Raw genomic sequence first — 26440 nt, forward strand, 5'->3', positions numbered from 1 at the left:
CTTCCCTTCAGGCAACACGTGATGTCTTATGCGCCGACTGGCGCGCGATGACCAGTCCGGCGAGGATGACCCCGAGCGCGATCAGGGCGCGCGGATCAAGATGTTCTCCAAGCAGGGCAACGGCCCAGAAAACGCCGAACAGTGGAACCAGCAGATTGATCTGGCTGAAAAAACCCGCCCCCTGGCGTTCAAGGACGGTGAACACGATCAGAGATGCCAGCGCCGTCGGGAACAGGGCCAGAAGGATGATCGCCACGGTGCTCGTCGCACCGGGGTTGATGGCGTTCCAGTCTTCCGTCGCCAGCGAGAATGGCAGCAGGGTGGCCGCCCCCGCGACGAGCAGCGCCGCGGCTGCGGCGCGTCGGGGCTGGCCGAGCATGGTTTTCGTCAGCACGGCGTTGATCCCGTAGGACACAGCCGCGCCGAGGATCGCGAGCTGGCGCACGCCATCATCCCCGAGCCGGTAGAGGACGGACGGACCGACAAGGATGACAAGCCCGATCAGCCCGACGATGGCACCGGCGATCTTGCCTGTCGTCAACGGTTCGTCCCTGGTAAGGAAATGCGCCAGGAGAAGCGTCGCGATCGGCATGACGCCCATCAGGATCGAGGCAAGCCCGGCATCCACCACCTGCTGGCCCCAGGCGATGAGGCTGAATGGCAGCGAGTTTCCGAAGATGCCAATAAGTATCAGCATGAACGCCACCCGCGGTGTCCAGCGGATGCGCTCCCCGAGTGCCACCGCGACCCCGACCATGAGCGCGCCGGCGATAGCCAGGCGAACCATGCTCATGAAGGCGGGCGGATAGTCGCCGACGGTCTGCTTGACGAGCGAAAACGAACCGCCCCAGAAGGCTGCCAGCAGAAGCAGCAGGCCATAGTCGGCCCAGCCAGGCAGGTCCCTCGCCTTCATGACATGGCTCGCATGTGGGCCGGCTTGACCACCTGGTGCAGATAGAGGCCGAAGCGGTTGAATTCGGCCTGCCCCATTCCCTTGAGCTGCATGAGCGCGCCGATGCGCTGGGCAACACGGCGGGCAATGATCGAAGCCCTCACATCGGCCTGGCCTCCGACCCGCCTGGCACGCCCTTCCTCGACGCTTTTCGAAACGGCGAAGTCCTGCGCGGCGCAGGTCTTGGCCAGGAGAATAGGCGCCCTGGGGTCCCTCGCCTTTTCGTAGCACTGGAAGACGGTATCCATCGCCGCAAGCGTTCCCTGCGCCTTCTGGAGACGGCCGACCCGCTCCACGGCATCCACGATCGGATCACCGCCACTCGGCGCGGCAGAACGCGGGCGCACCGGCGCATCGGCCCGCGTTTCTCCCGGCACTCCAGCCTTCTTCTCGTCGGCGGGCACCGGACCCCGGACAGCTTCGGCGTCTGGTTTCGCCTTTGCTTCGAGACGGGCGGACTCCAGCGTTGTCGATGCCCCGTTGCCGCCGGCCGTCTGGCAGGCGGTCAGCATAAGCAGCAACAGGGGAAGGAGCCAGCCGCGCCTGTTCACGTTACACCAGCGCCTTGCCTTCCGCGCCGATGGCATTGGCAACCGCTTCGTCGGTGGCCTCGTCGGGCAGGAGCATTTCGTTGTGTGCCTTGCCGGACGGGATCATCGGGAAGCAATTGGCAAGGTTCGCCACTTCGCAATCGAAGATGACCGGCTTCTTGACGTCGATCATCTCCTGGATCGCGTCATCGAGATCGCCCGGCCTGGAGCAACGGATGCCGTGCGCGCCGTAAGCCTCCGCAAGCCTGACGAAATCCGGCAGCGCCTCGGAATAGGAATGGGACAGGCGGTTTCCGTGCAGCAACTGCTGCCATTGGCGAACCATGCCCATGTAGTGGTTGTTCATGATGAAGATCTTGATCGGCGCCCCGTACTGCACCGCTGTCGAGATCTCCTGCATCGTCATCTGGACGGACGCGTCGCCTCCGATATCGATGACGAGTGCATCCGGATGGGCGATCTGAACGCCGAGCGCCGCCGGCAGGCCGTAACCCATCGTCCCCAGTCCGCCCGATGTCATCCAGCGATTGGGCTTCTCGAATCCGTAGAACTGCGCCGCCCACATCTGGTGCTGGCCGACTTCGGTCGTGATGTAGGTGTCGCGATCCTTCGTCAGTTCATACAGCCGCTCGACGGCATATTGCGGCATGATGACGGAATCGTTCGGCGTATAGGCCAGGCTGTTTCGCGCTTTCCAGCGCGCGATCTGCTCATCCCAGGTTTTCAGGGCCGCGCGATCGGCATTGGCGGTGGCACGCCACAGCCTGACCATGTCCTCCAGGATACGCCCGGCGTCGCCGATGATCGGTATGTCGACGTGAACGTTCTTGTTGATCTGCGATGCGTCGATATCGATATGGATCTTCTTCGAATTGGGCGAGAACGCGTCCAGCCGCCCGGTGATCCGGTCATCGAACCGGGCCCCGATGCACACCATGACGTCACAATCGTGCATCGCCATGTTGGCTTCGTAGGTCCCGTGCATGCCGAGCATGCCGAGCCAGTGATCGCCCGAGGCCGGGTAGGCGCCCAGTCCCATCAGGGTCGACGTGATCGGGAAGCCGGTCAGGTCGACGAGTTCGCGAAGCAGGTGGCAGGCTTCAGTGCCGGCGTTGACGACGCCGCCGCCCGAATAGATCACCGGACGCTTGGCCGCGGCCATCAGTTCGACGGCCTTCTTGATCTGTTCGCGGTCGCCCTGGACACGCGGCTGGTAACTCGGCCGGGACACCTGCTGAGGCGGCATGTAGCGGCCCGTGGCGAACTGGACATCCTTGGGAATGTCGACGACGACCGGCCCGGGACGCCCGGTTGTGGCGACCTTGAACGCTTCATGCAGAATACGCGGCAACTCGTTGACATCCTTGACCAACCAGTTGTGCTTCGTGCAGGGGCGCGTGATACCCACCGTATCGCATTCCTGAAAACCGTCCGAACCGATGAGCGACGTCGGCACCTGGCCCGTGATGCAGACGAGCGGGATGGAATCCATCAGCGCGTCCTGCAGCGGGGTGACCATGTTGGTAGCCCCCGGGCCGGAGGTGACCAGTGCAACGCCCGGCTTGCCGGTCGAGCGGGCATAGCCCTCGGCAGCGTGACCGGCCCCCTGCTCGTGACGAACGAGGATGTGCTGGATCTTTTCCTGCTGGAAGATCTCGTCATAGATCGGGAGAACGGCGCCGCCGGGATATCCGAAAACGTGCTCCACGCCGTTGTCGGCCATTGCCTGCAAAACCATTTCGGCGCCCGTCATTTCACGTCCGGCGCCCGTTTCATTTTCCTGTGCCATGGTCAGTCCCGTCTCTTCACGTTTTCCAGCAGCGGTTGGTCGTTTAGCTCTATTCCGGGCAATAAAAAAGGCCCTTGGGAGGGCCTGTTTTCGCGCATGGGTGGCTGTCGCCGAAGGGTTAAGCCCTTCTGCCCATGCGCTCACGTACTACGAGGATGATGTCGGTCATGTTCATGGGCGCTATTTATTCCCCACGATGCCGAAACGTCAACAGCGCAAATGCGCCAATTGCGCTTGTTCTGGAACAAGTCGGGCACGGCGGTGCACCAGACTTTAACCAGTTGAGACTAATATGACGTCTCAAGTTCAGGGAGAAGGCATGACCGAAGTGCAGGGCGGCCAGGACAAGACAACCTCTCCAGGCGGTGCGCCACTTGTCCGGAACCGGACCGAAGGCCATGTCATCGCCTGCGATGGCGAGCGCGCGATCATCGCGGCCGAGGCAGGCAAGCAGGCAGCGGGATCGGACGATTACTGGGCCGTTGGCCAGATGATTTCGATCCGCGTCGATGACGCCCGCCTTGTCGGCCTGATCTTCAAGGTCGATGTCCCCGTGGAAACCTGGGACAATGCCGCGAAGAACATGATCCATGTTCACGTCGAGATGGTCGGACAGGTAGCGACCGACGCGCGGGGCAAGACGACCTTCTCCTCCGGTATCGCCAATTATCCCTTCATGGGCGCGATCGCGCACCGGATCAGGTCCGCCGACCTCCAGGCAATCTACGCCAATGTCTCGCCCAACGCGGTCCAGATCGGTGAACTCACGCAGGAGCGGAGCATCCCCGCTCTGCTCGACGTCGACAGGCTCCTCGCGCGCCACTTTGCCATCGTCGGGACGACAGGTGTCGGCAAGTCGACGGCGGTCACGCTCGTTCTCAGAAAGGTCGTCGAGAAGCGGCCCGATATCCGCGTCCTGCTGCTGGATCCGCATAATGAATTCACGACCGCATTCGCGGATCAGGCGATCACGGTCGATGCGAACCGGCTGGATCTTCCCTTCTGGATGTTCCGGTTGGAGGAGTTCGCCGAGGTCGTGTTCCGCGGCCGTACGCCCGTTCCCAACGAACTCGATGCCCTGCGCGACCTGATTCCGGTCGCCAAGGAGCGGTATCGCCGCAGCGAGGGCGGCGGCGGCGCGGCATCGGTCCTCAAGAAGGAACGCGACACGACGGCACTGACGGCCGACACGCCGGTACCCTACCGGATGGTCGATCTGCTTTCCCTGATCGACGCCCGCGCCGGAAAGCTTGACGGCAAGGCAGATCGTCCACATCTCCGCGCGCTGCACAACCGCCTGGAAGCCCTGCTCAACGATCCCCGCTTCCGCTTCATGTTCGGCTCGAAGACGGTGAGCGACACCATGCCCGCCATCCTGAGCCACGTTTTCCGGATTCCGCAGAACGGCAAACCGATCTGCGTGTTCGACATGTCGAATCTTCCGTCGGAAGTGGTCAACTCGGTCGTGTCGGTCTTCTGCCGGATGTCCTTCGACCTCGCGCTGAATTCCGATGGTGCCTTGCAGACGCTGGTCGTCTGCGAGGAAGCCCACCGTTACATCCCCGCGTCGCAGGACGCCGGTTTCTGGCCGACCCGTCAGGCCATCGCCCGGATCGCCAAGGAAGGCCGCAAGTATGGCGTCTATCTCGGCGTCGTGACGCAGCGGCCCGGAGAACTGGACCAGACGATCCTGTCGCAGTGCAACACGATCTTTGCCATGCGGCTCGGCAACGAGCACGACCAGGAGATCATCAAGCTGGCCATCACCGGCGCGGCGCGCTCGCTCACCAATTTCCTCTCGTCGATCGCCAACAGGGAATGCATTGCCTTCGGCGAGGCTTTCCAGTCGCCGATGCGCATGGTCTTCGAGACCATCGCCGAGAAGGACCTTCCGGGTGCCCATATCTACGAGCAGCAGGCCCGCCTGAAATCCGGCAGCGCGGACATTTCCCTGCACAACATCCTTCGCCGGATCCGCAACGACGACACGGTCGAGGACGACGACGGCCCGGATTCCTGGCTCGAGGACTCCCAGTCCTTTGGCGCCGAGTTCGATGCCGATACACTCGCAGCGGCGGTGGCTGCTCCGGCAGGCGTTCTGGAAAAGCTGCAATCGGCGCCACGCGAAGGTCTCCGGAGCGCAGCCACGGCCCGTGATGCCACCGGGGCCGGCAGCCTGCGGTCCCAGTTCGCTTCTCCGCCGCCGCTCGAGGAACGCCGGGCCGGTCCCGAATTTTCCTACCAGTCTGAGACGACCGCCCAAAGACCGGCTCCCTATGGAAGCGAGGGCAGCCGGATGTTCAGGGCAAAAAGCCCGCCTCCCCCGCCGGCCCGCGAACCGTCATCGGGAGAAGGCCGCGAAGGAAACAGCCTGATCCGCGACTTCCGCTCGCGCCGCTGACGGCAGGCGGGACCATCCCCTTACCGGCATGAGACCGGGCGCAGCCCGACAATGAATCGGCAAAGCCCGACGCAAATCACGCGGGGGAAAATGCAGCCGCGGCCGGATCAGGCGGGCCAGCGTACGAAGCGCCTCGATTTTGTGAAAAATGGCGAACCTCGGTCGGGACGGCGTTCGCCTGTCTCGCTCCGCCAGCGTAAAACCCGCAGCCGTTGATACCACGCGAGAGCGGTCAGGCCGCGGTGCAAACCCGGTTCCGGCCTTCCCGCTTGGCCTTGTAGAGAACGGCATCGGCACGCCGGTAAAGCGCATCCGAATTCTCCCGCCCATTCCAGATGGCCACCCCGACACTGGTGGTGATCCGGATGCGGACATTCCCGGCCGAGATCGTGAGCTGGCCGATGGCCATGCGAATCCGGTCGGCGAACTTGGTGAGCGCATCGGAATCCATGTTGGGCGCGACGATGGCGAATTCCTCGCCGCCAAGCCTGGCCACGACGTCATGATAGCGCGTGAATTCGCGCAGGCACGCGGCAACGGCCTTCAGCACCTCGTCGCCGACATCGTGTCCGTGGGTATCATTGACCAGCTTGAAATGGTCGAGGTCGAGGATCATCAGTCCGACCGGACGATTGATCCGGCTGAACTCCTCCAGGTATTGCGCCAGGGCGTCATCGAAATAGCGCCGGTTCTGCATGCCGGTCAGACCGTCGGTCAGGGCCGCATGCTGCAGGTCCTCAGACCGCCGCGACAGCGACTGCGTCATCGCCCTGAGATGGCTTTCCTCGCGGACCTGACGGCGAAGCACCGGGTAGAAATATAGTCCGCCGAATACGACCGCGACGCCCTCGATCGTCAGGGCAATCGTCGGCAGGTTTCCAGGATGCAGCAGACCGGAGCGGAACAGCCATGCCGCCAGCAAGCCGGCACTGCCCAGGAGCAGTGCCAACAAGATGAAGAAGGCAAGTTCCGCCTTGTGAAAACGCATAACGTGCGCAACTCCTGCCACGGATCGACTGGTGGTGGTATAGAGGATTCACCTCTAAACACGAGTTAAACATCCGGCGAATGGGGTCGGAAAAGAGGATCGGCGGCGCCTCCATCCAACGGTTGTTGACCATTTGGTTAATGCGTCATTTCGGAAGCTGGTCCGGTTGGATGCGCTCCCAATCCGGTCCGAGCTGGTTGCGAAACCACGTTGATTGCCGTTTCGCATACTGATGGCTGGCCGTGATGGCATCGGCGATGGCGGAACCGGCATCCAAGTCGCCGGACAGCATGGCTGCGATTTGGCGAACCCCGATGGCCTTCATCGCGGGGAGATCCGGCGACGGAGACAAGGCCAGGAGCCGCTCGACCTCGTCAGTCGCGCCCTGGTCCATCATCAGTTCGAACCGTCTCGTGATGCGGTTTCTCAGCCAGCGGCGGTCCGGTTCGAGTACGATCTTTCGCGATGTCGCATCATCGACGAGCGCGGCACCCCGCTGCTCCTGCCAGTAGGCGATCGGCTTCCCGCTCGCTTCGACGACTTCCAGCGCCCGAAGGATACGCTGCCCGTCCCGCGGGTTGAAAGTTTCGGCGCCCGCCGGATCGAGGGACGAGAGCAGCCGGTGCATGGCTTCGGGCCCTTCGGCAACCATCTGCTCTCTCAGCCGGACCCGAAGATCGGCCGGGATATCCGGCATTTCGGACAGGCCGCCGAACAGCGCGCGGAAATAGAGGCCTGTTCCCCCGACAAAAATCGGCCGGCGGCCCTGCAGACGGTCTGTCAGGACGTCCGCCGCATCTCTCAGCCAGGCGCCGGTCGAATAGGTTTCCAGCGGACTGACATGGCCGAACAGCACGTGCGGCGCCGCGGCCAGTTCGTCAGCCGTGGGTCGTGCCGTCAGGACGTTCAGCACGTCGTAGACCTGCATGGAATCGGCATTGATGATCAGGCCACCGTGCTTTCGAGCCAGGTCCACTGCAAGAGCCGTCTTGCCGCTGGCCGTTGGCCCCGCTATCAGGATCGCATTCTCCACCGCTGTCCGCATCATCGGGATCCTGTCCATGAGCCTCGTCGCAACCCTGATCGCCAACCCGCGCGAACGCGCCCTGACACCGTCGCTTGGGGATAAGGCGTTTGCCGCCGTCGATGCAAGCGGCCTCTACTGGCTGGCCGACGGCATTGCCTGCGACATCGCCCTGAAAACCGGTACTGAAACAGAACAGGCAGAAGCCGCGCTGCGCGAGGCCATTCAGGGCGAGCCGGTGGATATCGTCGTGCAGGAGGCCGAGGCAAGGCGCAAGAAGATCCTCCTGGCGGACATGGACTCCACCATGATCCAGCAGGAATGCATCGATGAACTGGCCGAGGAAGCCGGCATCAAGAAGCACATCGCCGACATCACCGAACGTGCGATGAATGGCGAGATCGAGTTCGAACCGGCCTTGCGGGAACGGGTTTCCCTGTTGAAAGGGCTTCCCCATACCATCATCGAACATGTCGTCAACACGCGGATAACCCTGACTCCGGGCGGCAAGGAACTGATCGCGACCATGAAGGCGAACGGCGCCTACACGGTCCTTGTTTCAGGCGGCTTCACCGCCTTCACCTCGAGGGTCGCAAGGATGGTCGGCTTCGATGAGCACCGCGCCAATCTGCTGCTGGAGGAAGACGGCCGCCTGTCCGGCGCCGTTGCCGAACCCATTCTCGGCAAGCAGGCAAAGCTGGATGCACTGGAAGAGACGGCCCGCCGGCTGAACCTCACGCCGCGGGACGCCATTGTCGTGGGCGACGGGGCCAATGACCTTGCGATGATCCTGAATGCCGGAAGCGGCGTTGCCCTGCATGCCAAGCGCTCGGTTGCCGCGCAGGCCGCCATGCGCATCGACCATGGCGACCTGACCGCGCTCCTCTACATCCAGGGCTACCGCAGAACCGACTTCGTGACCTGAAGGCCTGCGCCCGCGCTGATCAGTCCATGCGGATGGTGACGAAGCGCAATTCGCCGGTCTTGGAGGACAGCATCAGCAGGGCGTTCTTGCGTCCCTGGCTTTTCAGGTCCTCGATCTTGTCCAGCACGTCCTGCGGCTGACTGACCGACTCCTGCGCGATTTCGGTGATGACATCACCTGCGACGACACCGCGTTCCGCTGCCATTGAATTCGCGTCCACGGCGGTGATCAGGACGCCGGAAACATCGTCGCTGATGCCGAAGTCCTGACGCGCGTCGCTGTCGAGTTCGCCGAGCGTCATGCCGAGCGCCTTTGCCGTCGTAACCGGCGCCTGGTCGGCATCCCCGCTCTTGCTGGCATCGTCGGCCGAAGCCAGCTTTTCGCCATCTTCCAGGCGGCCGAGGGTAACCGGAACGGTCACTTCCTCGCCCTTGCGAACGACGGTCACGTCGACCGCCTTGCCGACAGGGCTTTCGGCGACGATGCGCGGCAGGTCGCGCATGTGATCGACCGGCCGTCCGTCGAACTCGACGATCACGTCGCCGGCCAGGATCGATCCATTGTCGACCGGGCCGCCCTTGACGATACCGGCGACCAGCGCGCCGCGCGCCTTTTTCATACCGAGGCTTTCGGCGATCTCGTCGGTCACCGGCTGGATACGCACGCCAAGCCAGCCGCGCCGCGTTTCACCGAATTCGCGCAACTGGTTGATGACCGTCGTGGCAAGCTTCGACGGGATCGAGAATCCGATGCCGATCGAGCCGCCGGACGGGGAGATGATGGCCGTGTTGATGCCGATGACCTCGCCATCCATGTTGAACAGCGGCCCGCCGGAATTGCCCCGGTTGATCGCCGCATCGGTCTGGATGAAATCGTCGTAGGGCCCTGAATTGATGTCGCGATTGATGGCAGAGATGATGCCCACGGTCACGGTTCCGCCAAGGCCGAAAGGGTTGCCGATCGCCATGACCCAGTCGCCGATGCGCATCTTCGTGGAATCGCCGAACGGTACTTCCTTCAGCGGGTGTTTCGCCGGGTCGATCTTCAGAACGGCGATGTCGGTCTTCGTGTCGGTACCGAGCAGCTTGGCCGACACCTTTTCCCCGTCGTTGAAGACGACCTCGATGCCATCCGCGCCGTCGATGACGTGATTGTTTGTCACCACGATGCCTTCCCTGGCGTCGATGATGAAGCCCGAGCCAAGGGAGTTCTGCTTGCGCGGTCCGCCGCGCTTGCCCCGGTCACGGAAAAACTCGTCGAAATAGTCCTTGAACGGCGACCCCTCCGGGATGTCCGGGACCGGAACATCCTCCTCGTCACCGCCGGTGCTCTGGGTTGTCGCGACATTCACGACGGCGTCGAGAAGGTGCCCGGCCAGGTCCGCGACCGAGGCCGGACCCTGCTGCTGCGCGGCCACCGGCGCCGACACCAGCAAGGCAACGGGGGTCGCTGTCACGGCAACCGCGGCAGCGATCGCGAAAAGGGTAAGGCGCAGCGACGCGCGAACGGTTCTCGACACCATGGAAAGTTCTCCGGTCTGGAACGAAGCAGCCAACATTGCTCTGGCGTTGGAGAGAGATTAGGGCGGAAAGATCTTTTTTCACAGACCCGTTTCGAAGCTCCGGGCTGACAATCGTGTTATCCACGCACGAGCCAGACGAGAGCAACGCCGGCCGCCGCGGCGACCAGCCCCGATATCCTGAGAGCACTGTCAGGCATGATGCGAAGGTGTTCGGCCATGCGCCGCACGAGCGTCGGGAACCCGCCATAAAGAACGCCCTCGAACACCAGAAGGAGTCCGAGGGCGGTCAGGAAGTCGTTCACGAAGCCTGGCCCGTCACTCGGACGATGCCGGCGCCGTGGCCTGGCTTGCATCGCCAGCCGCCGCTGCCGGAGCCTGGCTTGCGTTGCCGGTCGCCGGGGCCGTGCCGGCAGCCGGCTGGCCGGGAGCGGCACCGGAGGGTCCATCGGCGTTCCCGAAATACCGGAAGAACTCCGTATCCGGGGACAGCACCATGGTGGTCCCTTCCTTGTTCAGGGCATTCCGGTATGCGCTCATCGAACGATAGAACTCGAAGAACTCCGGATCCTTCGTGAAGGCGTCGGCGAAAATGCGGTTGCGTTCGCCTTCGCCCTTGCCGCGAACGATCTCGGACTCCTTGCGTGCCGCGGCGACGATCTCGACGACCTGGCGGTCAGCCCGCGCCCGGATCGTCTGCGCCGCTTCACGCCCGCGCGCCCGAAGACGTTCCGCCTCGGCGAGGCGCTCAGCCTTCATGCGGTTGTAGGTCTGTTCCGAGACTTCCTGGGTCAGGTCGGTACGGCGGATACGCACGTCCTCGATCTTCAGCCCCAGAGAAGCTGCGTCGGTCGAAAGTTGCTGCGCCACTTCACGCATCATCTCGGTCCGCTCGGCCGAGAGAGCCGCCTCGAACCCGCGAAGACCGTAGACACGGCGCAACGCGGCATCCATGCGCGTGCGCAACCGCTGCTCGGCCAGCACGATCTGGCCTGAAACGGCCTGGCGGAACACCCGCGGGTTCTCGATGCGGTAGGCCATGAAGGCATCGACAAGGTAGAACTTGCCGCCCGACACCTGCACGCGGATGTCATCGAGGTTGAACCGCATGATGCGCTTCTCGATGATCTGGACGTTGTCGGCCCCGGCGAAACCGAAGGGCAGCTTGAAGTAGAGGCCCGGATCGGACTTGACATCGACGATCTCGCCGAACCGCAGGACGATGGCCTGCTGGCGGGCGTTCACGACGAAGATCGAGGAATAGATCAGGACGGCGATGACGGCGATCACGCCGCCGATGACGGGAAGCCTGTTCATTGCTGGTTCCCTCCCCGCGGCGTCAGTTCGTTGAGCGGCAGGTAGGGAACGACCCCCGATCCGCTGCTCTTCTGTTCGATGATCACCTTGTTGGAGTCACCCAGCACCTTTTCCATCGTCTCCAGGAACATTCGCTTTCGCGTCACCTCGGGCGCCTTCTTGTACTCGTCGAAGACCGAGACGAAACGCTGGGCTTCACCCGTCGCTTCCTGCACGATCCTGTTGGCATAGGCGGCCGCGTCTTCGCGGACCTGTGCCGCTTCACCGCGGGCCTGGCCCAGCTTCTGGTTGGCATACTGGTTCGCCTCTTCGCGGAAGCGGTCTTCATCCTGCTCGGCGCGCTGAACCTCGTCGAAGGCATCGGCCACCTCGCGCGGCGGCGAAGCGTCCTCGATGGAGATCGCGTTGACGTTCAGGCCGGCACCATACTGGTCCATCGTCGCCTGAACGGTCTGCCGCACATCGTCCTCGATGCCCTGGCGATCGTCGCGGAAGACGTCCTGCGCCTGGCGGCGTCCGACCACTTCACGCATCGCGCTCTCGGCGACCGACCGGAGCATTTCGTCCGGATCGGCGACGTCGAAGAGATATTCCTTTGGACTCGATACCTGGTAGGCCACGGAGAAGGTCACATCGACGATGTTCTGGTCGCCGGAAAGCATCAGCCCGGAATTCGCACGGCTGCCCGAACCGGATCCGATTGTGGTGAGTTTCTCGGCCGTCGTTGCCTTCTCGACCGTTTCAACCGGCCAGAAATGAAAATGCAGCCCCGGTTCGGAAATCTCGTTCTTGGGTTTGCCAAGCCGCAACTCGACGCCGAGCTGGTCCGGCTGGATCGTGTACACGCACTGAACCAGCCACAACGCCACGAGGCCGGCACCGATCAGTCCGAACAGGGCCGGGCCGCCCGATCCGCCCGGGATCGCCTGCTTCAAACGGTCCTGTCCCTTGCGGATGATGTCCTCAAGATCGGGCGGGGATCCCTGCGGTCCACGAGGACCCTGCGGCCCCTGCCCCCATGGGCCACCGTTGCCGCCGCCATTGTTGCCGCCGCCCCCCCATGGGCCGCCGCCTCCTCCTTGATTGCTCCAGGGCATCTATTCTCCTTTGTCCTGCATTGCCCGCAGGTCGCTCAAACCCGAATGTCCACCCGTTATAGGAAGCCGCCGATCCGCTTTCAACGACACCGGCCCGAAAGGCAAACAATTCCGGACATTAAAATGAACGGCAGGGCACCCCGATGCGCATTTGTCGCAGCGTGTCAGGGCTTGCGACGCGCCCAGACCTCGTATCGTGTCTGATGGCTGTCCCTGGGCCCGGCATGGACATCCTCGCTGGAAACCAGCTCCCAGGTGTCCGAATCAAGGGGTGGGAACACCGTGTCGCCCTCGATCTCCGCCAGCACGCGCGTCATGTGCACCACGTCGGCCAGTGCCAGTGCCTGACCATAGATCTGGCCGCCACCGATAACGCAGATGTCCAGTTCCGGCGGCTCCTCGTCAGTGTCGGCGGCATCCCGCTCCGCCGCCTTGATGTTGGCAGTCGCCAATTCCAGCGCGGCTTCCAGCGAACTCACCCGGATAACGCCCTCGGCTTCCCAGTCGAAGTCACGCGTCACGACGATGTTCAGCCGGCCCGGCAAGGGCTTGCCGATGCTTTCGAAGGTCTTGCGCCCCATGATGACCGGGCATCCCATGGTCAGCGCCTTGAAACGCTTCAGATCGGTCGAGAGATGCCAGGGCATTGTCCCCTCGCGCCCGATCACGTTATTGAGTGCCGCGGCGACGACGATGGCGAGTTCCATGGCTGCCCTTCTCCGGTCTTGAAAGGCCGGCTACTGCGCGGCCGGCTGGACGAGAAGGATGTGAATGTCCTTCTCGGGATAAAAGTCCTTCGCGGTCATCTCGAACCGGGTCGGGCCGGTTTTCTCGACCCCTGTTCCGCAGAACGAAACGAGGGTGTTGGTCGCGCCCTTGTCCACGGTCAGATGAAAGGTGCCAATCACGCCATTGGCCCAGTTTCCGCCCGACGTCAGGATGTAATCGATGCGCTGCTCCCATGCGCCGCCGGCGGCCAGCTTGCGCCGCACGGCCCGTTCGAACGCGTCGTCCATGCAGTATTTTCTCGCATACTCGTCGTAGAAGTCGCTGCGCTGGTCATCCCAGATGAAATTGAGACCTGCCGAGGCGCCGACGGCCGGCCGGTAGCGGTGCGAAACCGAAACGGCCTTTCCGGCCGGGAAACGCGCCGTCCACCAATAAGCCGACCGGAGTTCCCACCGCGCGATGACCTCGGTTACCGGCCCTTTTCCGGCATCATAGGTCTGCGATTGCACGATCCCGCGCGCGGTCCAGTCCGCAAGCACGTCCGCGGGCAGGCGACCGAGCGCAGACCGTGTCTCGTCGGCGACCGGCAGCAGCGGGATGCCACGTTCCGCCAGGTCGCCCGTCACGTCCACCCCCGCGGCGACGGCCCGCTGGTCGAGCTTCGGCACGATGGCGCGACCATCGAGCTCCACCGAGAAGCCGAGAAAGTTGTCGTTCTGCTGCTCCGGCACCGAAATGGCGCTGTCGTATTCGGCCTGGATCGCCGGCATGGGAAAGGCGACGATCGTTTCGATGTCGGTATCGCTTTCGTTGACGAAGACGTAGTCGACGGTGACTAGGTCCGCCGAGATGGCGAGATCCTCGCGCTCCAGGCGGATCAGGTCGTTCCGCCCGAGCATCACCCCGCCAGCGCCGATTTCAGCCACGGAATCATTGGCTTGAACGGAAACGCCGAACCCTTCGACCAGGATTGCCGCAATCAGGATAAGCCGCTTGAGCATGGACCACGTCTCCCTTTTTCAACCTGTTGCATGATAGCCCGGAACGGCACCGCCGCCATGATGCCCGTCAAGCCGGTGTCAGACCGCAATCGGTGCCTTGATCGAAGGGTCGGCCTGGTAGCCGACCAGTTCGAAATCCTCGTAGCGGAAGGCAAAGAGGTCATCCACGGCCGGATTGAGCTTCATCACCGGCAGTGCCCTCGGCACACGGGTCAGTTGCAGGCGCGCCTGCTCGAAGTGATTGTGGTAGAGATGCGCATCCCCGAGCGTGTGCACGAATTCGCCGGGTTTCAGGCCGGTGACCTGCGCCACCATCATGGTCAGGAGCGCATAGGAGGCGATATTGAAGGGCACCCCCAGGAAAATGTCCGCCGACCGCTGGTAAAGCTGGCAGGACAGGCGTCCTTGCGCGACATAGAACTGGAAAAGGCAGTGACACGGCGGCAGCGCCATGCTGTCGACCTCGGCCGGGTTCCAGGCGGAGACGATCAGCCGGCGCGACTCCGGGTTGCGGCGGATCTGTTCCAGCAGGTTGGCGATCTGGTCGATCGTCCCACCGCGCCCGTCCGGCCACGACCGCCATTGTGCGCCGTAGACCGGGCCGAGATCGCCGTTCTCGTCGGCCCACTCGTCCCAGATGGTGACGCCATGCTCATTGAGATAGCCTGTGTTCGTGTCGCCGGCCAGAAACCACAACAATTCGTGGATGATCGACCGAAGGTGGAGCTTCTTGGTGGTCAGAACCGGAAAACCGTCCTCGAGGTCGAAACGCATCTGGTAGCCGAACACCGAGCGCGTCCCCGTGCCGGTGCGGTCGCCCCTGTCGACACCGGTCTCAAGAACGTAAGAAAGAAGATCGAGATATTGGCGCATCCTGTCCGGCCCTAGATGATTCCGGATTGCATATTAGCGCATCGGCCCGCCAACCGAAGGCCGGAGACGCGAAATCCCCGCGATACCAACAGGAACCGGCGGCCCACGGACATGGCAAGGGGCCGCAACGCCAACCGTGCAGCCCCCTCTACGCTCTGGCAATGACGGTAATCAGAGATCGCCGAGCTTGCCGAGTTCCTTGGCAACCAGATAATAGAATGTCACGCGGGATTTCGAACGGTCGCCGCTCATCGTCTCGCAGACCTTCTGCACGGCCGAGCCGGCTGCATCTCCCGTGACGCCCAGTTTCTTGCCGCACCACTTCTCGATGACGCGATCCAGCTCGGACGGATCCGAACAGGACACCAGCGATGCGTCCCGCGAACGCAGCGCGATCCCGAGATGCTTGACGATTTTCCCCACGATGGCCTCGTCTGCCCCGGAATCGTATTTCTTCACGTCCTCGATATAGTCTGCCATGGTCGTTCTCCTCTTAGCCGCATGACGCGCCGGCAGCGGCTGTCCCCGTTGGCTCGATGATTCTGCCGGAACCGGCAGTTCACGCGCAAAGGAGGCTACAACCCGTTATCAGCAAGTCAATCCCGCAGACGACAAACGGGCAGCGTGTAACGGTGACGTCCGACCCTGCCTGCTTTCCCGCACTTTCCGTTGATTGACGCACCGGACCCTTCCAATTGTGGTGCCCACACACTATATTTGCTTTGTCAGCTTGTCTGACTATGGCGATAAACGGCCGATGGAATAAGCCATTCGGACCCGGGGGCGGTACCCGGCGCCTCCACCACAAGAAGCCGGTCGCGGCTTTTTGTGATGGGGGCGAAACAGGATCGACGAGGGTGTAAAGATCGGACTTTCGCTCGGCATGATACCACCGTTATCGGGTCACAATTATAGTTGCCAACGACAACTATGCTGAGGCTCGTCTCGCTGCCTAATGGCGGTGCGACTGCTTCGAATTAAGTCCTGACGGTTAGCCCCGTCAGGCGGGGCCCGGAGGCGCCTGGCAACAGAAGCCTCCACCTTTCCCCCAACATCAATGCAGCTTCAAAATACCTCGTTCATTGCAACGAAGCCTTTGCTTGCGGGCGTCACATGTTCTAAATCTTCGCGGACGAGGAATCGGGAACCGGCACCAATGGCGCAAGACCACATCCGCTACGACATCCTGGCGCAGGACGCGCTTCGCGGCGTGATGCGCAAGGTGCTGACCGAGGTTGCCCGCACGGGCCTGCCGGGAAATCATCACTTCTTCATCACGTTCCTGACGCGCGCACCGGGCGTCCGCATTTCATCTCGCCTGATGGAGAAATATCCCGAGCAGATGACGATCGTCCTGCAGTACCAGTACTGGGACCTCAAGGTTACAGAAACCGGCTTCGAGGTCGGCCTGTCCTTCTCGGACATTCCGGAAAAGCTGGAGATCCCCTTTTCAGCCGTTCGCGGCTTCTATGACCCGTCCGTGAACTTCGAGCTGGAGTTCGATGTCCGCCTGGAAGAACAGCCGGAAGCGGAGATCACCGAGCTGCCGGCACCGGAGAAGGCGGAAAAGCAGAACGATGACGCCGGCAAGCCGTCGAGGCCGCGCAAGGCTGCAAAGCCGAAGGCGAAAAAGGACGACGACGCTGAAGACAAGACGCCGCCGCAGGACGATGAAGCCGACAAGCCGGCAGCGGACGTCGTGTCACTGGATGCTTTTCGCAAGAAGAAATGAAACCGGCCCGGAAGGGCAAGGAAGCGAGCAGCGGTGCCATGGGTGAGGTTGTCAATCTGCGCCAGTTCCGCAAGCGAAAGGACCGGCAGTCCGCGGAGCGTGAAGCTGACGCCAACCGGGTCAAGCACGGCCGCACGAAGGCAGAAAAGACCAGGACGCGGCAGGAGCGGCAGACGCTCGACCGGCATCTCGATGGTCATCGGCTGACGCCTGACCCGTCGCGGGAATGAGCGGCGTTCGAAAGCGCTCCGTCACGATTCGCGGCCATCGCACGTCTTTTTCTGTCGAGGACGCGTTTTACGCAGAACTTCTGCGCATGGCCAGCGAACAGGCCCTGCCGTTCGCCGCACTCATCGCGCAGGTCGACGAGCAGAGGGACCGGCAGACCAACCTGTCATCGGCCCTGCGGCTGGCGGTCTTGAACGATCTCCGAGCGAAGACCGGCGCGCCGTGATTGGTCAGAACTGCTTCGGGTTCTGCAGCAGGTCTTCGATGGTCAGCCCCTCGGTTTCGAGCGCCGGCGGCGCCGGCGTCGACGGGGATGACGCGCTCTGCTGCTCCGGCGGGGCAAGCGGTGCCCGCTGCACGTCCTGCCCTGGGCCGGTCTCCCGCGCCGCTCCGGGCCTGTCCGGGTCGGCAGCCGGATCTACCGGTGCCGCGCCGTCCTCCGGGGCTTGCTCGTTCAGCCGCTGCTGCGCGGCATCTTCCGCCTTCTGGCGCGCCTCCTCCTCGGCAGCCTGCCGCTCCAGCTCCGCCCGCAGCGCCGCTTCACGCTTCCTGGCAAGGTCCGAAAAATAGGCAGATTCACGCCGAAGCCGCTGTTTTTCCAACAAAAGCGCCTGCATCGCTTCCACGCGAGCCTGTTCCTTTTCCAGCGCGCGCTGCGTCAGGAATTGCGACAGTGGCCCCGTGTCGAAGACAAGCCCCTGCTCGCTGGTCCAGCGATAGCCGACGCTGGGCTCCGAACCTGCCAGTTCATCGTCGCCGGGATTGAAGGAAAGCGTACCGCCGGCTTCCATCTGTCCGGTGGACAGGTTCGCCGACAGGTCCGCACTCAGGCTTGCTGTTCCCGCGTCAATCCTCAACGGTGGCGTCCGGATGACGCCGCCGGCAACCGTGAACGCAAAATCGGCCTCCGGCACGCTGAGGCTGCCCGCACGCAGCACTGGCAGCGCAATCTCCTCGACCTTCGCCTGGTCGATCTGCGGTCCGGCGGCATCGGCACCGGTGACGATCGAAGCATAGGCAGACGCATTGAGACCGCTGATCTCGACCGCCTTGACGTTCGCCGTTCCCGACCCGCTAAGCGAAGCGATCAGTCCCTCCGGCGTCTTCCCGCTACCGGAAATGCTGGCCGAGATATCTGCGGCGCCGCTCAGGGCATCGCCGCCGGCAATCCGCGCCAGGTCGGCGCCGTCGATCCTGACCTGCGTCGACAGGATCGCGTTGCCGCCTGTGTTTGTCAGTTCGGCAAGACCGCTGATCTTCCCGCCACCGAAATCGGCCGCCAGCGAAGACAGCCGGATCCGGTCTGCTTCAACGCCGATCCGAAGCGTCGCATTTTCCGCTTTCGGCAACCCGCTCAACGTCAGTTCACCTGCGGTGATGCCGATCTTCGCGTCCAGGGGAATGGCGCCCGCCGGAACGAAGGGATGCTGCAGCCAGGCATCGCTTCCAACCATGCTCACGCTGTCCGGGCCAAGCAGCGTGCCGACCAGCGGATCCAGAGCGAGGGATCCCGCGGTCAGGTCGCCGGTCACAGACATTCGCCCTCCCTCGCCCTTCACTTCCAGGGCCCCGGAGACATCCGTTCCCGCCACCTGCCCTTTCAGTCCGGCAAGGCCGAGAATCCCGTCGCTCCAGGTGACCGGGGTTTCCAGCACAGCCGGGAGGCCGATCTCCAGTCCTGGCAATCCATAACCCGTGGCCATCAGCCAGGGCGAGAAATCCTCGCCCTTGGCCTCGCCCTTGCCGGTCAGTTGCAGGCCGGCATCGGTCTGCCGGGCCGAGCCGCTGAACCGCATGAGCGAGGATGGCCCGGAGATCGTGCCGGAAACCGTATACCCGTCATCACGCGACCCCCGGATCTGCAGCCCCGTCTCCACCCGGCCGGCAAGACCGATCGGGAGCACCGGCGCGCCCCACGCAGCCAGGATGGCATCACCGTCCTCGTTTCGCCCCGACAGCGAGACCTGCAGGTCACCGTCGCCGTGCAGGATCGCCCTCGTGCCGACGACGCGCAGGTCCATCTGCGTCCCGCCGGCGGTGCCCTGCCCCGACACGGTTACGGCGTCGTCTTCCAGCCTTGTGTTCAGGTCGAGCCGGGCATCGCCGAGAAGGCCGGAATAGAGCGACGTGCGGGCGGCAATGCCGGAAAGAATCGCGTTCTCCGGGAATCGCCGCGAGAGGACCAAGGCAAGCCCGGCCATGTCGTCGGACAGAACGGTGACATCTGCCGCCCCCGAGCGGATCGCCGGGAAGCCGTCGAACTGGCCGGTGGCCGACAGGTTCGCCCCTTCCAGCCCTTGGATTGCGAGACGGTCGATGTCCAGGCGACCGCCCTTGAGCCGGATCGCGGTATCGAGCTTCGCGGCGGTGAGGCCCGAAAATGCGACAGGTCCGGCTTTCAGCTTCAGGTCGAGATCATCCTGGGCGAGCCGGAAATCTCCACGCTCTCCGAGAAACAGAACCGCCAGCGCGCGCAGTCCATCGAGATCAAGCCCGCCCCCATCCAGTTCGACGATCGATGCCGGCTGTTCGCCCTCCGGTGACAGCCGGTCGAAGAGGCCGGTGAATTTCACCCCGCCGAGGACGATCTCGAGGTTACGCGCGCTCTGCCTTTCCGTCGACAGGTTGACATCTGCCGAGAAGCCGGCGGAGCCAAGCCTGCGGATCGTTTCATCGACATCGTCGGTCAGCCAGGACGCAAACCCCGACGGCTGGGCAATGGCAAGGAGAAGCTTGCCATCGAAGGAAACCTCGCCGGCATTGCGCAGGATGCCTGACGCTTCCAGCGTTGTCCGTCCCGGGAGCCGCGCGGTGAAGTGCGACAGGGTCCAGCCATCCGGACGGGGTTGGGCGGTGAAGGAGAGATCACGCACCGTCGTGTCGCCCGCGACAACTGCCGGCAGGGACATGTCGATGGACCCGGCCATGGAAAACCGCGGCAGCCAGTCCAGGAACGTGCGAAAGGCCGCCAGGCGCGCGGCGAAAGATATGGGTGCACCGGCCGTATCCTTCGCGGGCAGTTGCACCTGCCGGCCTTCCAGTTTCAGCACGAAACGGGGTTCCCGGCCAAGGTCGATGAATCCGGTCCCCTCGGCGGTATAGGGATCGTCGACTGGTCCGCTTTCGAGCCGGACCGTATCGAGGGCGAGGCTTTCGTGATTGAGCGTGAACCCGCCGGAAAAGCGCAGGTCTGTCCAGGCCGCTTCCTTGTCAATGGAGATGGCGAAGGGCTGTGTCGCGGCCTCGTCCGCCGTTTCCTCGGCGCGCGGCCCCACCTGGAACGTCCCGGCGTAGCGCGGCGCGCCATCCTCGAAATAGGCATTGCCGTCGGTCTCGAGCACGACGGGGAGATCGTCGGGTTCCGCCTGAACACGCAACCGCATCCGCCCTTCCTCGGTGACCGTCCCTGTCGAGATCGAGAATGCTCCCGGGCGCCCGCCGGCCAAGGCTCTGCCGGCCATGCGCCAGGGGCCTGCCAGGCTGTCCGCCGACAGCGTGGCGTTGATATCGGCAATGGTCTGGTCGGTCCCGCTGGCAGCATGCCGCACGACCACCATGCCGTTGATGATTTGCACGTTTTCAAGCGTGATATCGGACACGCCGGCCGGCGCCTGCGGACGGATCGCCCAGTCGAGCACGCCCGTGTCGTCCACCGCGATCGTCAGGTGCGGTTCGTTGAGACGCATGTCGAAAATCAGGATCTCGCCGCGCAGGAACGGCGACAGTTCCGCGTCCATCGAGAAGCTTTTCGCCGTCATCGCGGGCGGACCGCCATCGACGCCAGCCACGCTCACATCGGAAAAGCTCACCGATGGGAACGGCAGGAGGCGGGCCGATGCCTGCCCGCCGACCGTCACCTTGCGACCGAGAATGCGGCTCGCCTCGCGTTCGAAATCGGCGCGATAGCTGGTCCAGTTGATGAACGGCGGCAGCACCAGCGCCGCCGCGAGGACGAGAACGAGCAGACCACCGATAAGGACAAAGAGCCGGTTCAGGACGACACTCCGGAAATGGGACTTGTTTCTAGCAGATTATCGCGCGCAAGGTGTCGGGAAAGAGGCATCAGGCCGGCGGCAGGACCTTTCCGGGGTTCATGATGTTGAGCGGATCGAGGGCACCCTTGATGGCCCGCATCGTGTCGACCGCCGCGCCAAGTTCCAGTTGCAGGAAGCGCTGCTTGCCCTGCCCTATGCCATGCTCCCCGGTGCATGTCCCTTCCATGGCGATGGCCCGCAGGTTCAGGCGTTCCACGAAGGCCTCGGCAGCCTCGATCTCGGCCTTGTTGTCCATGTCGAGCAGCAGGAGCACGTGGAAATTGCCGTCACCGGCATGACCGACGATGGGCGCGACGAGCCCATGCTCGGCGATGTCGGCCTCGGTTTCCGACACGCACTCGGCCAGGCGCGAGATCGGAACGCAGACGTCCGTCGAGATCCCGCGGCAGCCGGGCCGCAGGGCAAGCCCGGCGAAATAGGCATTGTGGCGCGCCTTCCAGAGCTTGTTCCGCTCTTCGGCAACCGTCGTCCAGATGAAGGGGCCACCACCCAGTTCTTCGGCGATTTCGCCGAAGGATTCGGCCTGCTCCTCCACCCCGGTGTCCGACCCGTGGAACTCGAGGAACAGGCAGGGGCTTTCCGGGTAGTCGAGGTTCGAATAGGCGTTCAGCGACTTCACGGAAAGCGCGTTCAGCAGTTCGATCCTGGCGACCGGGATGCCCATCTGGATCGTCATGATAACCGCCTGGCAGGCGGCTTCAAGGCTGGGGAACGGACACACGCCGCCCGAGATCGCCTGCGGGATGCCATAGAGCTTCAGCGTCAGCGAGGTGATGATGCCGAGCGTGCCTTCAGATCCGACCAGAAGGCGCGTCAGGTCATAGCCGGCAGACGTCTTGCGCGCCCGCTTCGCCGTGGTGATTTCGCGCCCATTGGCCATGACGGCGGTCATCGCCAGAACGTTTTCGCGCATGGTGCCATACCGCACCGCGTTCGTGCCCGACGCCCGGGTCGAGGCCATGCCGCCAAGCGAGGCGTTGGCGCCGGGGTCGATGGGAAAGAACAGGCCGGTGTCGCGGAGATGATCGTTCAGTTGCTCCCGGGTGACACCGGGTTCGACAACGACGTCAAGGTCATCCTGGCTCACCTTGAGGATTCGGTTCATGCGGGACACATCGACGGATATGCCGCCGGCCGGTGCGTTCACATGCCCTTCCAGCGACGTGCCCGTTCCGAAGGGGATGATCGGCACCCGGTATTCCATGCAGACCTGCACGATGTCCTGAACATCGGTCGAGTTCTCGGCGAAAACGACGCCATCGGGCAATTGGGCCGGCAGGTAGGTCATCGTATGTGCGTGCTGTTCGCGAATCGCGTGACCTGTCTGGAACCGCTCTCCGAACCGCTGCTTCAGAATTCCCACCGCTGCGGCGATTCCGTCGTCATTGCGTTCGGCCGCGTGCAAATCCGCCAGTGCCATTGTGTTTTCTCCCCGTTCACGAGCATTTCCGGCTGACAACCGGGCACCGCTCGCTTGATTGCAGCGGCCGCAATCTGGCATGACGAGACGACAGAGAAAAGCCGTGACCGTCCTAACGCCGGCGCCGGTGCCCTGCAAGGAGGAAGCATGACCGAAGCAAAACCGTTCATTTCATCTGTCCTTGCCGTGGAGCCCGCCTGGATCGACTACAATGGCCACATGAACATGGCCTATTACAACGTCCTGTTCGATCGCTGTGCGGACGAGGCCTTTGCAGAGTTCGGCGTCAGCGCGGACTATGTCCGGGACCGCGGCATGAGCGTCTTCACCGCGGAGATACACGTCTGCTACGTCCGCGAACTGCACGAAGGCGACAAGGTCACCGTCAGCTTCCAGATGCTCGATCATGACGACAAGCGGATTCGCGTCTACCAGGAAATCCGCCACGAGGACGGCTGGCTGGCAGCGACTGGCGAGGCCCTGTCGCTGCATGTTGACATGAGCGGCCCGAAGGTCACGCCCTTCCCGGACGACGTGAAGGAAAAGGTGCAAGCCATGCAGGCCCGCCACGCAACGCTCCCGATGCCGGAACGGGCCGGTCGCTCGATCGCGATCAAGCGAAAGCCGGAAACAGCCGCGTCCGAATGACAGCGGAAGCGGCCCGGGCCCGGGCCGCCCGTCAGCTGTAGTGGTTCTTCACCAGCGCCGTGGCCAGTTCTTCCCGGTCGATCACGCCGAGCACGTCCTCCGGCCGGGGAACGCCGGCGTGGGAACCGTCGATGACGATGGCGCAGGTCCGGTCGCGCCGGCTCATGCGCGTCACGACATCGTTCAGCGTGTTCCGGCTCGTCGCGATGACGAAATCGGTGCGCATGATGTCGCCGAGCGTCTGGTTCGTGAACCGGTCGGCCTGGTAGGGAATGGTCCCAAAGCGGACATAGCCACCGATCCTCGGACCATTCGCGACGATCACTTCCTTGACCGGGTCATGGCCCAGTTGCTCCAGGGCGGCACGCACCGGCAGGTCGGCAGAAAGGATGTGGAAATCCTTGTTCATGATTTCGCGCGCCTGCTGCACGAGCAGCATGTTCGTCGTGCGGTCGGTGGGAATGGCGCGTCCGCGCTTGCGCAGCTTGATCGTGTAAATGTCGTTGACGACCAGCGCGCGGCGGATGCCGAGCGCGATGGCAACCGCCAGCACGAGCGGCAGGATGATGTTGTAGTCCCGCGTCATCTCGAAGATCATGACGATCGCGGTCATCGCGGCGCTGGTCCCGGCACCGACCATGGCCCCCATGCCGATCATGGCGAAGACCTCGACCGACAGGTTGGCGTTCGGGAACAGCGCGATGCCGATCACGCCGATAGCCCCACCGAGCGTCGCGCCCATGAACAGGCTGGGCGAGAAGATTCCGCCCGATGCCCCGGCCCCGAGACTGACGGTCGTGGCCAGCAGCTTGCCGGCAAAGAGCAGCAGGAGAAGAACGGCCGTCAGCGTGGTGCTGGAGAGGATTTCCTGGATCGTGGCATAGCCGACGCTGAGCACGTGGTAATGCCCCATGAACATCATGTAGCCGTAGCCGAGTAGACCGACAAACGTCATGCCGATGACGTTCTGCAGGTAGGGACCGCCGGGAATCTTCTCGAAATTGTCTTCCATGAATTCCAGCACGATCACGAAAAGCCAGGCCGCGATGCCGACGGCGATGCCGGTGAAGGCCGCCAGCCCGATTTCGGTAAAATTGACGGCCGACGGCTGGGGCAACTGCTTCCAGAGCGGGATGTAGAAGGTGGCCTCGGCGCCCATGACGAGGCGGTAGGCATAGGTCGACGTCGCGGTTGCCGCGACCACCGGCAGGAAGGAGCGCGGCGAGATTTCCGGCAACAGGACTTCGACCGCGAACAGCACGCCGCCGAGTGGCGTGTTGAAGGTTGCCGCGATGCCCGCGCCGGCGCCCGCGGCCAGCAGGATGATCTTCTGGGACCGTATCAGCCCCAGCCGCCGGCCGAAGGTGGATCCGAAGGACGAACCGATCTGGATGATCGGTCCCTCGCGGCCAACGGAAGCACCTGTCCCGATCGAGATGGCCGACGCCAGCGATTTCGCCACGGCGACGATGCCGCGCACGTTTCCGCCCTGGTGGTATATGGCGTACATCACCTCCGGCACGCCATGCCCCTTGGCCTCCGGCGCGAAGGTCTGCACGATCCAGACAACGATGAGCCCGCCGATGACCGGCACCAGGATGATGCCCGCGCCCCACACGCTGGGATCGCCGTACTTGTTCGGCTCCAGTTCGGGCGAGATGATCCCGTAGAAGGAAAAGTTGTAGATCAGCGCGATGAGAAACTTGAACCCGATTGCGCCGAGCGCGGCGACGAGACCGACGAGAAACGCATAAAAGGTGAGAATGGGAAGTGTCGCTTCGCGCTCTCCGGGCTTGGGGGCCTCGGAAAGGGCGTCGGTCTTGGCTGTCGTGGTCATGGGTGCTTCGTTTCCGTTGAAAGGACGGACCGGGCTGGTGGCCTTCGGTTAGAGCAACCCGCAGGGTCAAGGCAAGGGGGGATTGCCGTAAAGTCGCTGATTTCGCGTTTTTTCCGCCAGAATGAGGGCCGGCAGGATCATTCCGGCGAACAAACGCCCTCCGCCTGTCCGTGGGCCTGCTTGCCTTTTTGCACCGGTCCGGGCCTTTCATTTCGCGCAAAGAGCGACTAGAGGAAGCCGGCAAGCGAACAACCGGGTTCCATGGCCGATTTCATTTCAACAGCAATCCTCAAGCGTGATGTCTTCTCCGAGACGCACAAGGGATATCTTGCCGGTGCGCACGACGAACCGGTGATCCGGCGCATCGTTTCGGCAGCTCCCTGGTGGAGCAGTCCGGTCGCATGGTGGCTGGCGCGCCGCGAAATCCGTGCCCTCGGAAAAGTGAAGGGCATCCGGGGCACCCCGGAATTGCTGTCCGTGGACAAGGACGGACTGTTTCGCCGCTGGTCGGAAGGCACGCCGCTGCATCTGGCCAGGCCGACCGACGCAGCATGGTATCGCGATGCGCGGCGGTTGCTGCTGGACATGCGGCATGCTGGCGTGACGCACAACGATATCGCCAAGCCACAGAACTGGCTTGTCCTGCCGGACGGGTCGGCCGGCGTCATAGACTTCCAGCTCGCCTCGGTCCACAAGCGGCGTGGCCGCCTGTTCCGCATCATGGCCTACGAGGACCGCCGCCATCTCATCAAGCAGAAGCGTGCGTTTGCCCCGCAATTGCTGACGGCGACGGAAAAGCGGATCCTGGCGCGGCGTTCGCTGCCCTCTCGTATCTGGCGGGCCACGGCCAAGCCGGTTTACAACATTGTCACCCGCGGCCTCTTCCGCTGGTCTGATGGCGAAGGCACGCAGGACCGGATCGACCTGGAAAGCCCCGGCATCAATTCCGCCTTCATGCAGCATCCCGCGGTGACCGACGTGGCGCTCGCCGTTTGCCCCCTGCCCCGCAAGGGCGTCGGCCTCTATGCCTTCGTCGAAGCGCCCGAGGGCGTCGATGCGGCCGAACTGGAAAAGCTGCAACGGCTGCGCATGCCCAGCGGCGGCGCCGACCTCATCCAGCCGGTCGCGCGGCTGCCCCGCTTTGCCGATGGGACCCCGCGCGACGATATCCTTCGTCTGATCGCGATGAACCAGATGACAGAGTTGGATGACGCTGTGAAGGGTGACCCGGACCTTGCTGCCATCGCCCGTGAAATCGCATCTGCGCGCCTGAATTTCACCGACCGCCGCCTTTCCCGGTTGGAGCGCAGCCGGAGCTGAACCTGCAGGCGCCCGGCCGCGCTGTTTGCGCTAT

General features: G+C 63.6%; 23 protein-coding genes and 1 other RNA gene. 8 read left to right on the forward strand and 16 right to left on the reverse strand.

The genetic code is table 11. The features are described 5' to 3' along the window. Positions 1–7: 7 nt before the first annotated feature. The 3 genes from CSC94_RS07510 to CSC94_RS07520 are packed head-to-tail and all read right to left on the reverse strand — an operon-like array spanning position 8 to position 3292. The gene (locus CSC94_RS07510) at positions 8–913 is read right to left on the reverse strand and encodes a DMT family transporter (RefSeq protein ID WP_099305524.1); all 906 of its coding nucleotides are present in this window, start codon (positions 911–913) and stop codon (positions 8–10) included. Further along, entirely contained in the window at positions 910–1503 is a 594-nt protein-coding gene (locus CSC94_RS07515) for a hypothetical protein (RefSeq protein WP_099305526.1), read from the reverse strand. Before CSC94_RS07515 ends, CSC94_RS07510 begins: the two co-directional genes overlap by 4 nt. Before the next feature lies 1 nt (position 1504). Continuing rightward, a complete protein-coding gene (locus CSC94_RS07520) occupies positions 1505–3292 on the reverse strand; it encodes an acetolactate synthase 3 large subunit (protein ID WP_099305528.1) in 1788 nt (595 codons plus the stop codon). A 319-nt stretch (positions 3293–3611) separates the two neighbouring features. On the opposite strand from CSC94_RS07520, the gene CSC94_RS07525 reads away from it, so the two are divergent. Beyond that, the gene (locus CSC94_RS07525) at positions 3612–5693 is read left to right on the forward strand and encodes an ATP-binding protein (RefSeq protein ID WP_099305530.1); all 2082 of its coding nucleotides are present in this window, start codon (positions 3612–3614) and stop codon (positions 5691–5693) included. A 232-nt stretch (positions 5694–5925) separates the two neighbouring features. On the opposite strand, the gene CSC94_RS07530 is transcribed toward CSC94_RS07525, so the two are convergent. Beyond that, entirely contained in the window at positions 5926–6681 is a 756-nt protein-coding gene (locus CSC94_RS07530) for a GGDEF domain-containing protein (protein WP_099305531.1), read from the reverse strand. Positions 6682–6826: 145 nt separating this feature from the next. Further along, positions 6827–7729: a tRNA (adenosine(37)-N6)-dimethylallyltransferase MiaA gene (gene miaA / locus CSC94_RS07535; RefSeq protein WP_099305972.1), complete on the reverse strand. Its 903-nt coding sequence runs from the start codon at positions 7727–7729 to the stop codon at positions 6827–6829. A gap of 13 nt (positions 7730–7742) precedes the next feature. Here miaA and serB point away from each other — a divergent pair, with 13 nt between their 5' ends. Beyond that, positions 7743–8630 carry a phosphoserine phosphatase SerB gene (gene serB, locus CSC94_RS07540; RefSeq protein ID WP_099305533.1) on the forward strand — a complete coding sequence of 296 codons (888 nt, stop codon included), beginning with the start codon at positions 7743–7745 and terminating at the stop codon, positions 8628–8630. Between the two features lie 19 nt (positions 8631–8649). On the opposite strand, the gene CSC94_RS07545 is transcribed toward serB, so the two are convergent. The 8 genes from CSC94_RS07545 to CSC94_RS07580 form a co-directional block, all read right to left on the reverse strand. Further along, on the reverse strand, positions 8650–10152 hold the full coding sequence (locus CSC94_RS07545) for a DegQ family serine endoprotease (protein ID WP_099305535.1): 1503 nt from the start codon (positions 10150–10152) through the stop codon (positions 8650–8652). 116 nt (positions 10153–10268) lie between these two features. Then, on the reverse strand, positions 10269–10454 hold the full coding sequence (locus tag CSC94_RS07550; RefSeq protein WP_099305536.1) for a DUF2065 domain-containing protein: 186 nt from the start codon (positions 10452–10454) through the stop codon (positions 10269–10271). Between the two features lie 13 nt (positions 10455–10467). Beyond that, complete coding sequence (gene hflC / locus CSC94_RS07555; protein ID WP_099305538.1) at positions 10468–11466, reverse strand: protease modulator HflC; 999 nt, start codon at positions 11464–11466, stop codon at positions 10468–10470. Beyond that, positions 11463–12563 carry an FtsH protease activity modulator HflK gene (gene hflK / locus CSC94_RS07560; protein WP_099305540.1) on the reverse strand — a complete coding sequence of 367 codons (1101 nt, stop codon included), beginning with the start codon at positions 12561–12563 and terminating at the stop codon, positions 11463–11465. Before hflK ends, hflC begins: the two co-directional genes overlap by 4 nt. Before the next feature lie 164 nt (positions 12564–12727). Further along, on the reverse strand, positions 12728–13270 hold the full coding sequence (locus tag CSC94_RS07565) for a dihydrofolate reductase (RefSeq protein WP_099305542.1): 543 nt from the start codon (positions 13268–13270) through the stop codon (positions 12728–12730). 30 nt (positions 13271–13300) lie between these two features. After that, positions 13301–14293 (reverse strand): DUF4424 domain-containing protein, encoded by a 993-nt coding sequence (locus tag CSC94_RS07570; protein WP_099305544.1) that lies wholly within the window; start codon positions 14291–14293, stop codon positions 13301–13303. A 78-nt stretch (positions 14294–14371) separates the two neighbouring features. Then, a complete protein-coding gene (locus CSC94_RS07575; protein WP_099305546.1) occupies positions 14372–15166 on the reverse strand; it encodes a thymidylate synthase in 795 nt (264 codons plus the stop codon). 171 nt (positions 15167–15337) lie between these two features. Then, positions 15338–15646 (reverse strand): DUF2853 family protein, encoded by a 309-nt coding sequence (locus CSC94_RS07580; protein ID WP_099305548.1) that lies wholly within the window; start codon positions 15644–15646, stop codon positions 15338–15340. A gap of 205 nt (positions 15647–15851) precedes the next feature. Between CSC94_RS07580 and ssrA the strand changes: the two genes are divergently transcribed. The 4 genes from ssrA (at position 15852) to CSC94_RS07600 (ending at position 17352) form a co-directional block, all read left to right on the forward strand. Continuing rightward, positions 15852–16208: a transfer-messenger RNA gene (ssrA, locus tag CSC94_RS07585) on the forward strand. 114 nt (positions 16209–16322) lie between these two features. Next, positions 16323–16898 (forward strand): SspB family protein, encoded by a 576-nt coding sequence (locus tag CSC94_RS07590; protein WP_099305550.1) that lies wholly within the window; start codon positions 16323–16325, stop codon positions 16896–16898. A 38-nt stretch (positions 16899–16936) separates the two neighbouring features. Beyond that, positions 16937–17128 carry a DUF4169 family protein gene (locus CSC94_RS07595; RefSeq protein ID WP_099305973.1) on the forward strand — a complete coding sequence of 64 codons (192 nt, stop codon included), beginning with the start codon at positions 16937–16939 and terminating at the stop codon, positions 17126–17128. Beyond that, entirely contained in the window at positions 17125–17352 is a 228-nt protein-coding gene (locus CSC94_RS07600) for a ribbon-helix-helix domain-containing protein (RefSeq protein WP_099305552.1), read from the forward strand. The genes CSC94_RS07595 and CSC94_RS07600 overlap by 4 nt, the downstream gene beginning before the upstream one ends. Positions 17353–17356: 4 nt before the next feature. On the opposite strand, the gene CSC94_RS07605 is transcribed toward CSC94_RS07600, so the two are convergent. Both CSC94_RS07605 and CSC94_RS07610 read right to left on the reverse strand, forming a co-directional pair. Further along, a complete protein-coding gene (locus CSC94_RS07605) occupies positions 17357–21121 on the reverse strand; it encodes an AsmA family protein (RefSeq protein ID WP_342585948.1) in 3765 nt (1254 codons plus the stop codon). A 67-nt stretch (positions 21122–21188) separates the two neighbouring features. After that, positions 21189–22601 (reverse strand): FAD-binding oxidoreductase, encoded by a 1413-nt coding sequence (locus CSC94_RS07610; protein WP_099305556.1) that lies wholly within the window; start codon positions 22599–22601, stop codon positions 21189–21191. 147 nt (positions 22602–22748) lie between these two features. Between CSC94_RS07610 and CSC94_RS07615 the strand changes: the two genes are divergently transcribed. Continuing rightward, positions 22749–23249 carry a thioesterase family protein gene (locus CSC94_RS07615; protein ID WP_099305558.1) on the forward strand — a complete coding sequence of 167 codons (501 nt, stop codon included), beginning with the start codon at positions 22749–22751 and terminating at the stop codon, positions 23247–23249. A gap of 31 nt (positions 23250–23280) precedes the next feature. Here the strand turns inward: CSC94_RS07615 and CSC94_RS07620 are convergent, their stop codons facing one another. Further along, entirely contained in the window at positions 23281–25086 is a 1806-nt protein-coding gene (locus CSC94_RS07620) for a chloride channel protein (protein ID WP_099305560.1), read from the reverse strand. Between the two features lie 261 nt (positions 25087–25347). Between CSC94_RS07620 and CSC94_RS07625 the strand changes: the two genes are divergently transcribed. Next, positions 25348–26406 (forward strand): phosphotransferase, encoded by a 1059-nt coding sequence (locus CSC94_RS07625; protein WP_099305562.1) that lies wholly within the window; start codon positions 25348–25350, stop codon positions 26404–26406. Positions 26407–26440 lie beyond the last annotated feature (34 nt).

Source organism: Zhengella mangrovi (assembly GCF_002727065.1).
Classification (GTDB): Bacteria; Pseudomonadota; Alphaproteobacteria; order Rhizobiales; family Rhizobiaceae; genus Zhengella; species Zhengella mangrovi.

Excerpts from the sequence above, each read along its gene's own strand:
- CSC94_RS07510 (WP_099305524.1), bottom strand. The coding sequence starts at position 913 with ATGAAGGCGAGGGACCTGCCTGGCTGGGCCGACTATGGCCTGCTGCTT.
- CSC94_RS07520 (WP_099305528.1), bottom strand. The coding sequence starts at position 3,292 with ATGGCACAGGAAAATGAAACGGGCGCCGGACGTGAAATGACGGGCGCC.
- CSC94_RS07525 (WP_099305530.1), top strand. The coding sequence starts at position 3,612 with ATGACCGAAGTGCAGGGCGGCCAGGACAAGACAACCTCTCCAGGCGGT.
- CSC94_RS07530 (WP_099305531.1), bottom strand. The coding sequence starts at position 6,681 with ATGCGTTTTCACAAGGCGGAACTTGCCTTCTTCATCTTGTTGGCACTG.
- miaA (WP_099305972.1), bottom strand. The coding sequence starts at position 7,729 with ATGATGCGGACAGCGGTGGAGAATGCGATCCTGATAGCGGGGCCAACG.
- serB (WP_099305533.1), top strand. The coding sequence starts at position 7,743 with ATGAGCCTCGTCGCAACCCTGATCGCCAACCCGCGCGAACGCGCCCTG.
- CSC94_RS07545 (WP_099305535.1), bottom strand. The coding sequence starts at position 10,152 with ATGGTGTCGAGAACCGTTCGCGCGTCGCTGCGCCTTACCCTTTTCGCG.
- hflC (WP_099305538.1), bottom strand. The coding sequence starts at position 11,466 with ATGAACAGGCTTCCCGTCATCGGCGGCGTGATCGCCGTCATCGCCGTC.
- hflK (WP_099305540.1), bottom strand. The coding sequence starts at position 12,563 with ATGCCCTGGAGCAATCAAGGAGGAGGCGGCGGCCCATGGGGGGGCGGC.
- CSC94_RS07565 (WP_099305542.1), bottom strand. The coding sequence starts at position 13,270 with ATGGAACTCGCCATCGTCGTCGCCGCGGCACTCAATAACGTGATCGGG.
- CSC94_RS07570 (WP_099305544.1), bottom strand. The coding sequence starts at position 14,293 with ATGCTCAAGCGGCTTATCCTGATTGCGGCAATCCTGGTCGAAGGGTTC.
- CSC94_RS07575 (WP_099305546.1), bottom strand. The coding sequence starts at position 15,166 with ATGCGCCAATATCTCGATCTTCTTTCTTACGTTCTTGAGACCGGTGTC.
- CSC94_RS07580 (WP_099305548.1), bottom strand. The coding sequence starts at position 15,646 with ATGGCAGACTATATCGAGGACGTGAAGAAATACGATTCCGGGGCAGAC.
- CSC94_RS07590 (WP_099305550.1), top strand. The coding sequence starts at position 16,323 with ATGGCGCAAGACCACATCCGCTACGACATCCTGGCGCAGGACGCGCTT.
- CSC94_RS07595 (WP_099305973.1), top strand. The coding sequence starts at position 16,937 with ATGGGTGAGGTTGTCAATCTGCGCCAGTTCCGCAAGCGAAAGGACCGG.
- CSC94_RS07600 (WP_099305552.1), top strand. The coding sequence starts at position 17,125 with ATGAGCGGCGTTCGAAAGCGCTCCGTCACGATTCGCGGCCATCGCACG.
- CSC94_RS07610 (WP_099305556.1), bottom strand. The coding sequence starts at position 22,601 with ATGGCACTGGCGGATTTGCACGCGGCCGAACGCAATGACGACGGAATC.
- CSC94_RS07615 (WP_099305558.1), top strand. The coding sequence starts at position 22,749 with ATGACCGAAGCAAAACCGTTCATTTCATCTGTCCTTGCCGTGGAGCCC.
- CSC94_RS07620 (WP_099305560.1), bottom strand. The coding sequence starts at position 25,086 with ATGACCACGACAGCCAAGACCGACGCCCTTTCCGAGGCCCCCAAGCCC.
- CSC94_RS07625 (WP_099305562.1), top strand. The coding sequence starts at position 25,348 with ATGGCCGATTTCATTTCAACAGCAATCCTCAAGCGTGATGTCTTCTCC.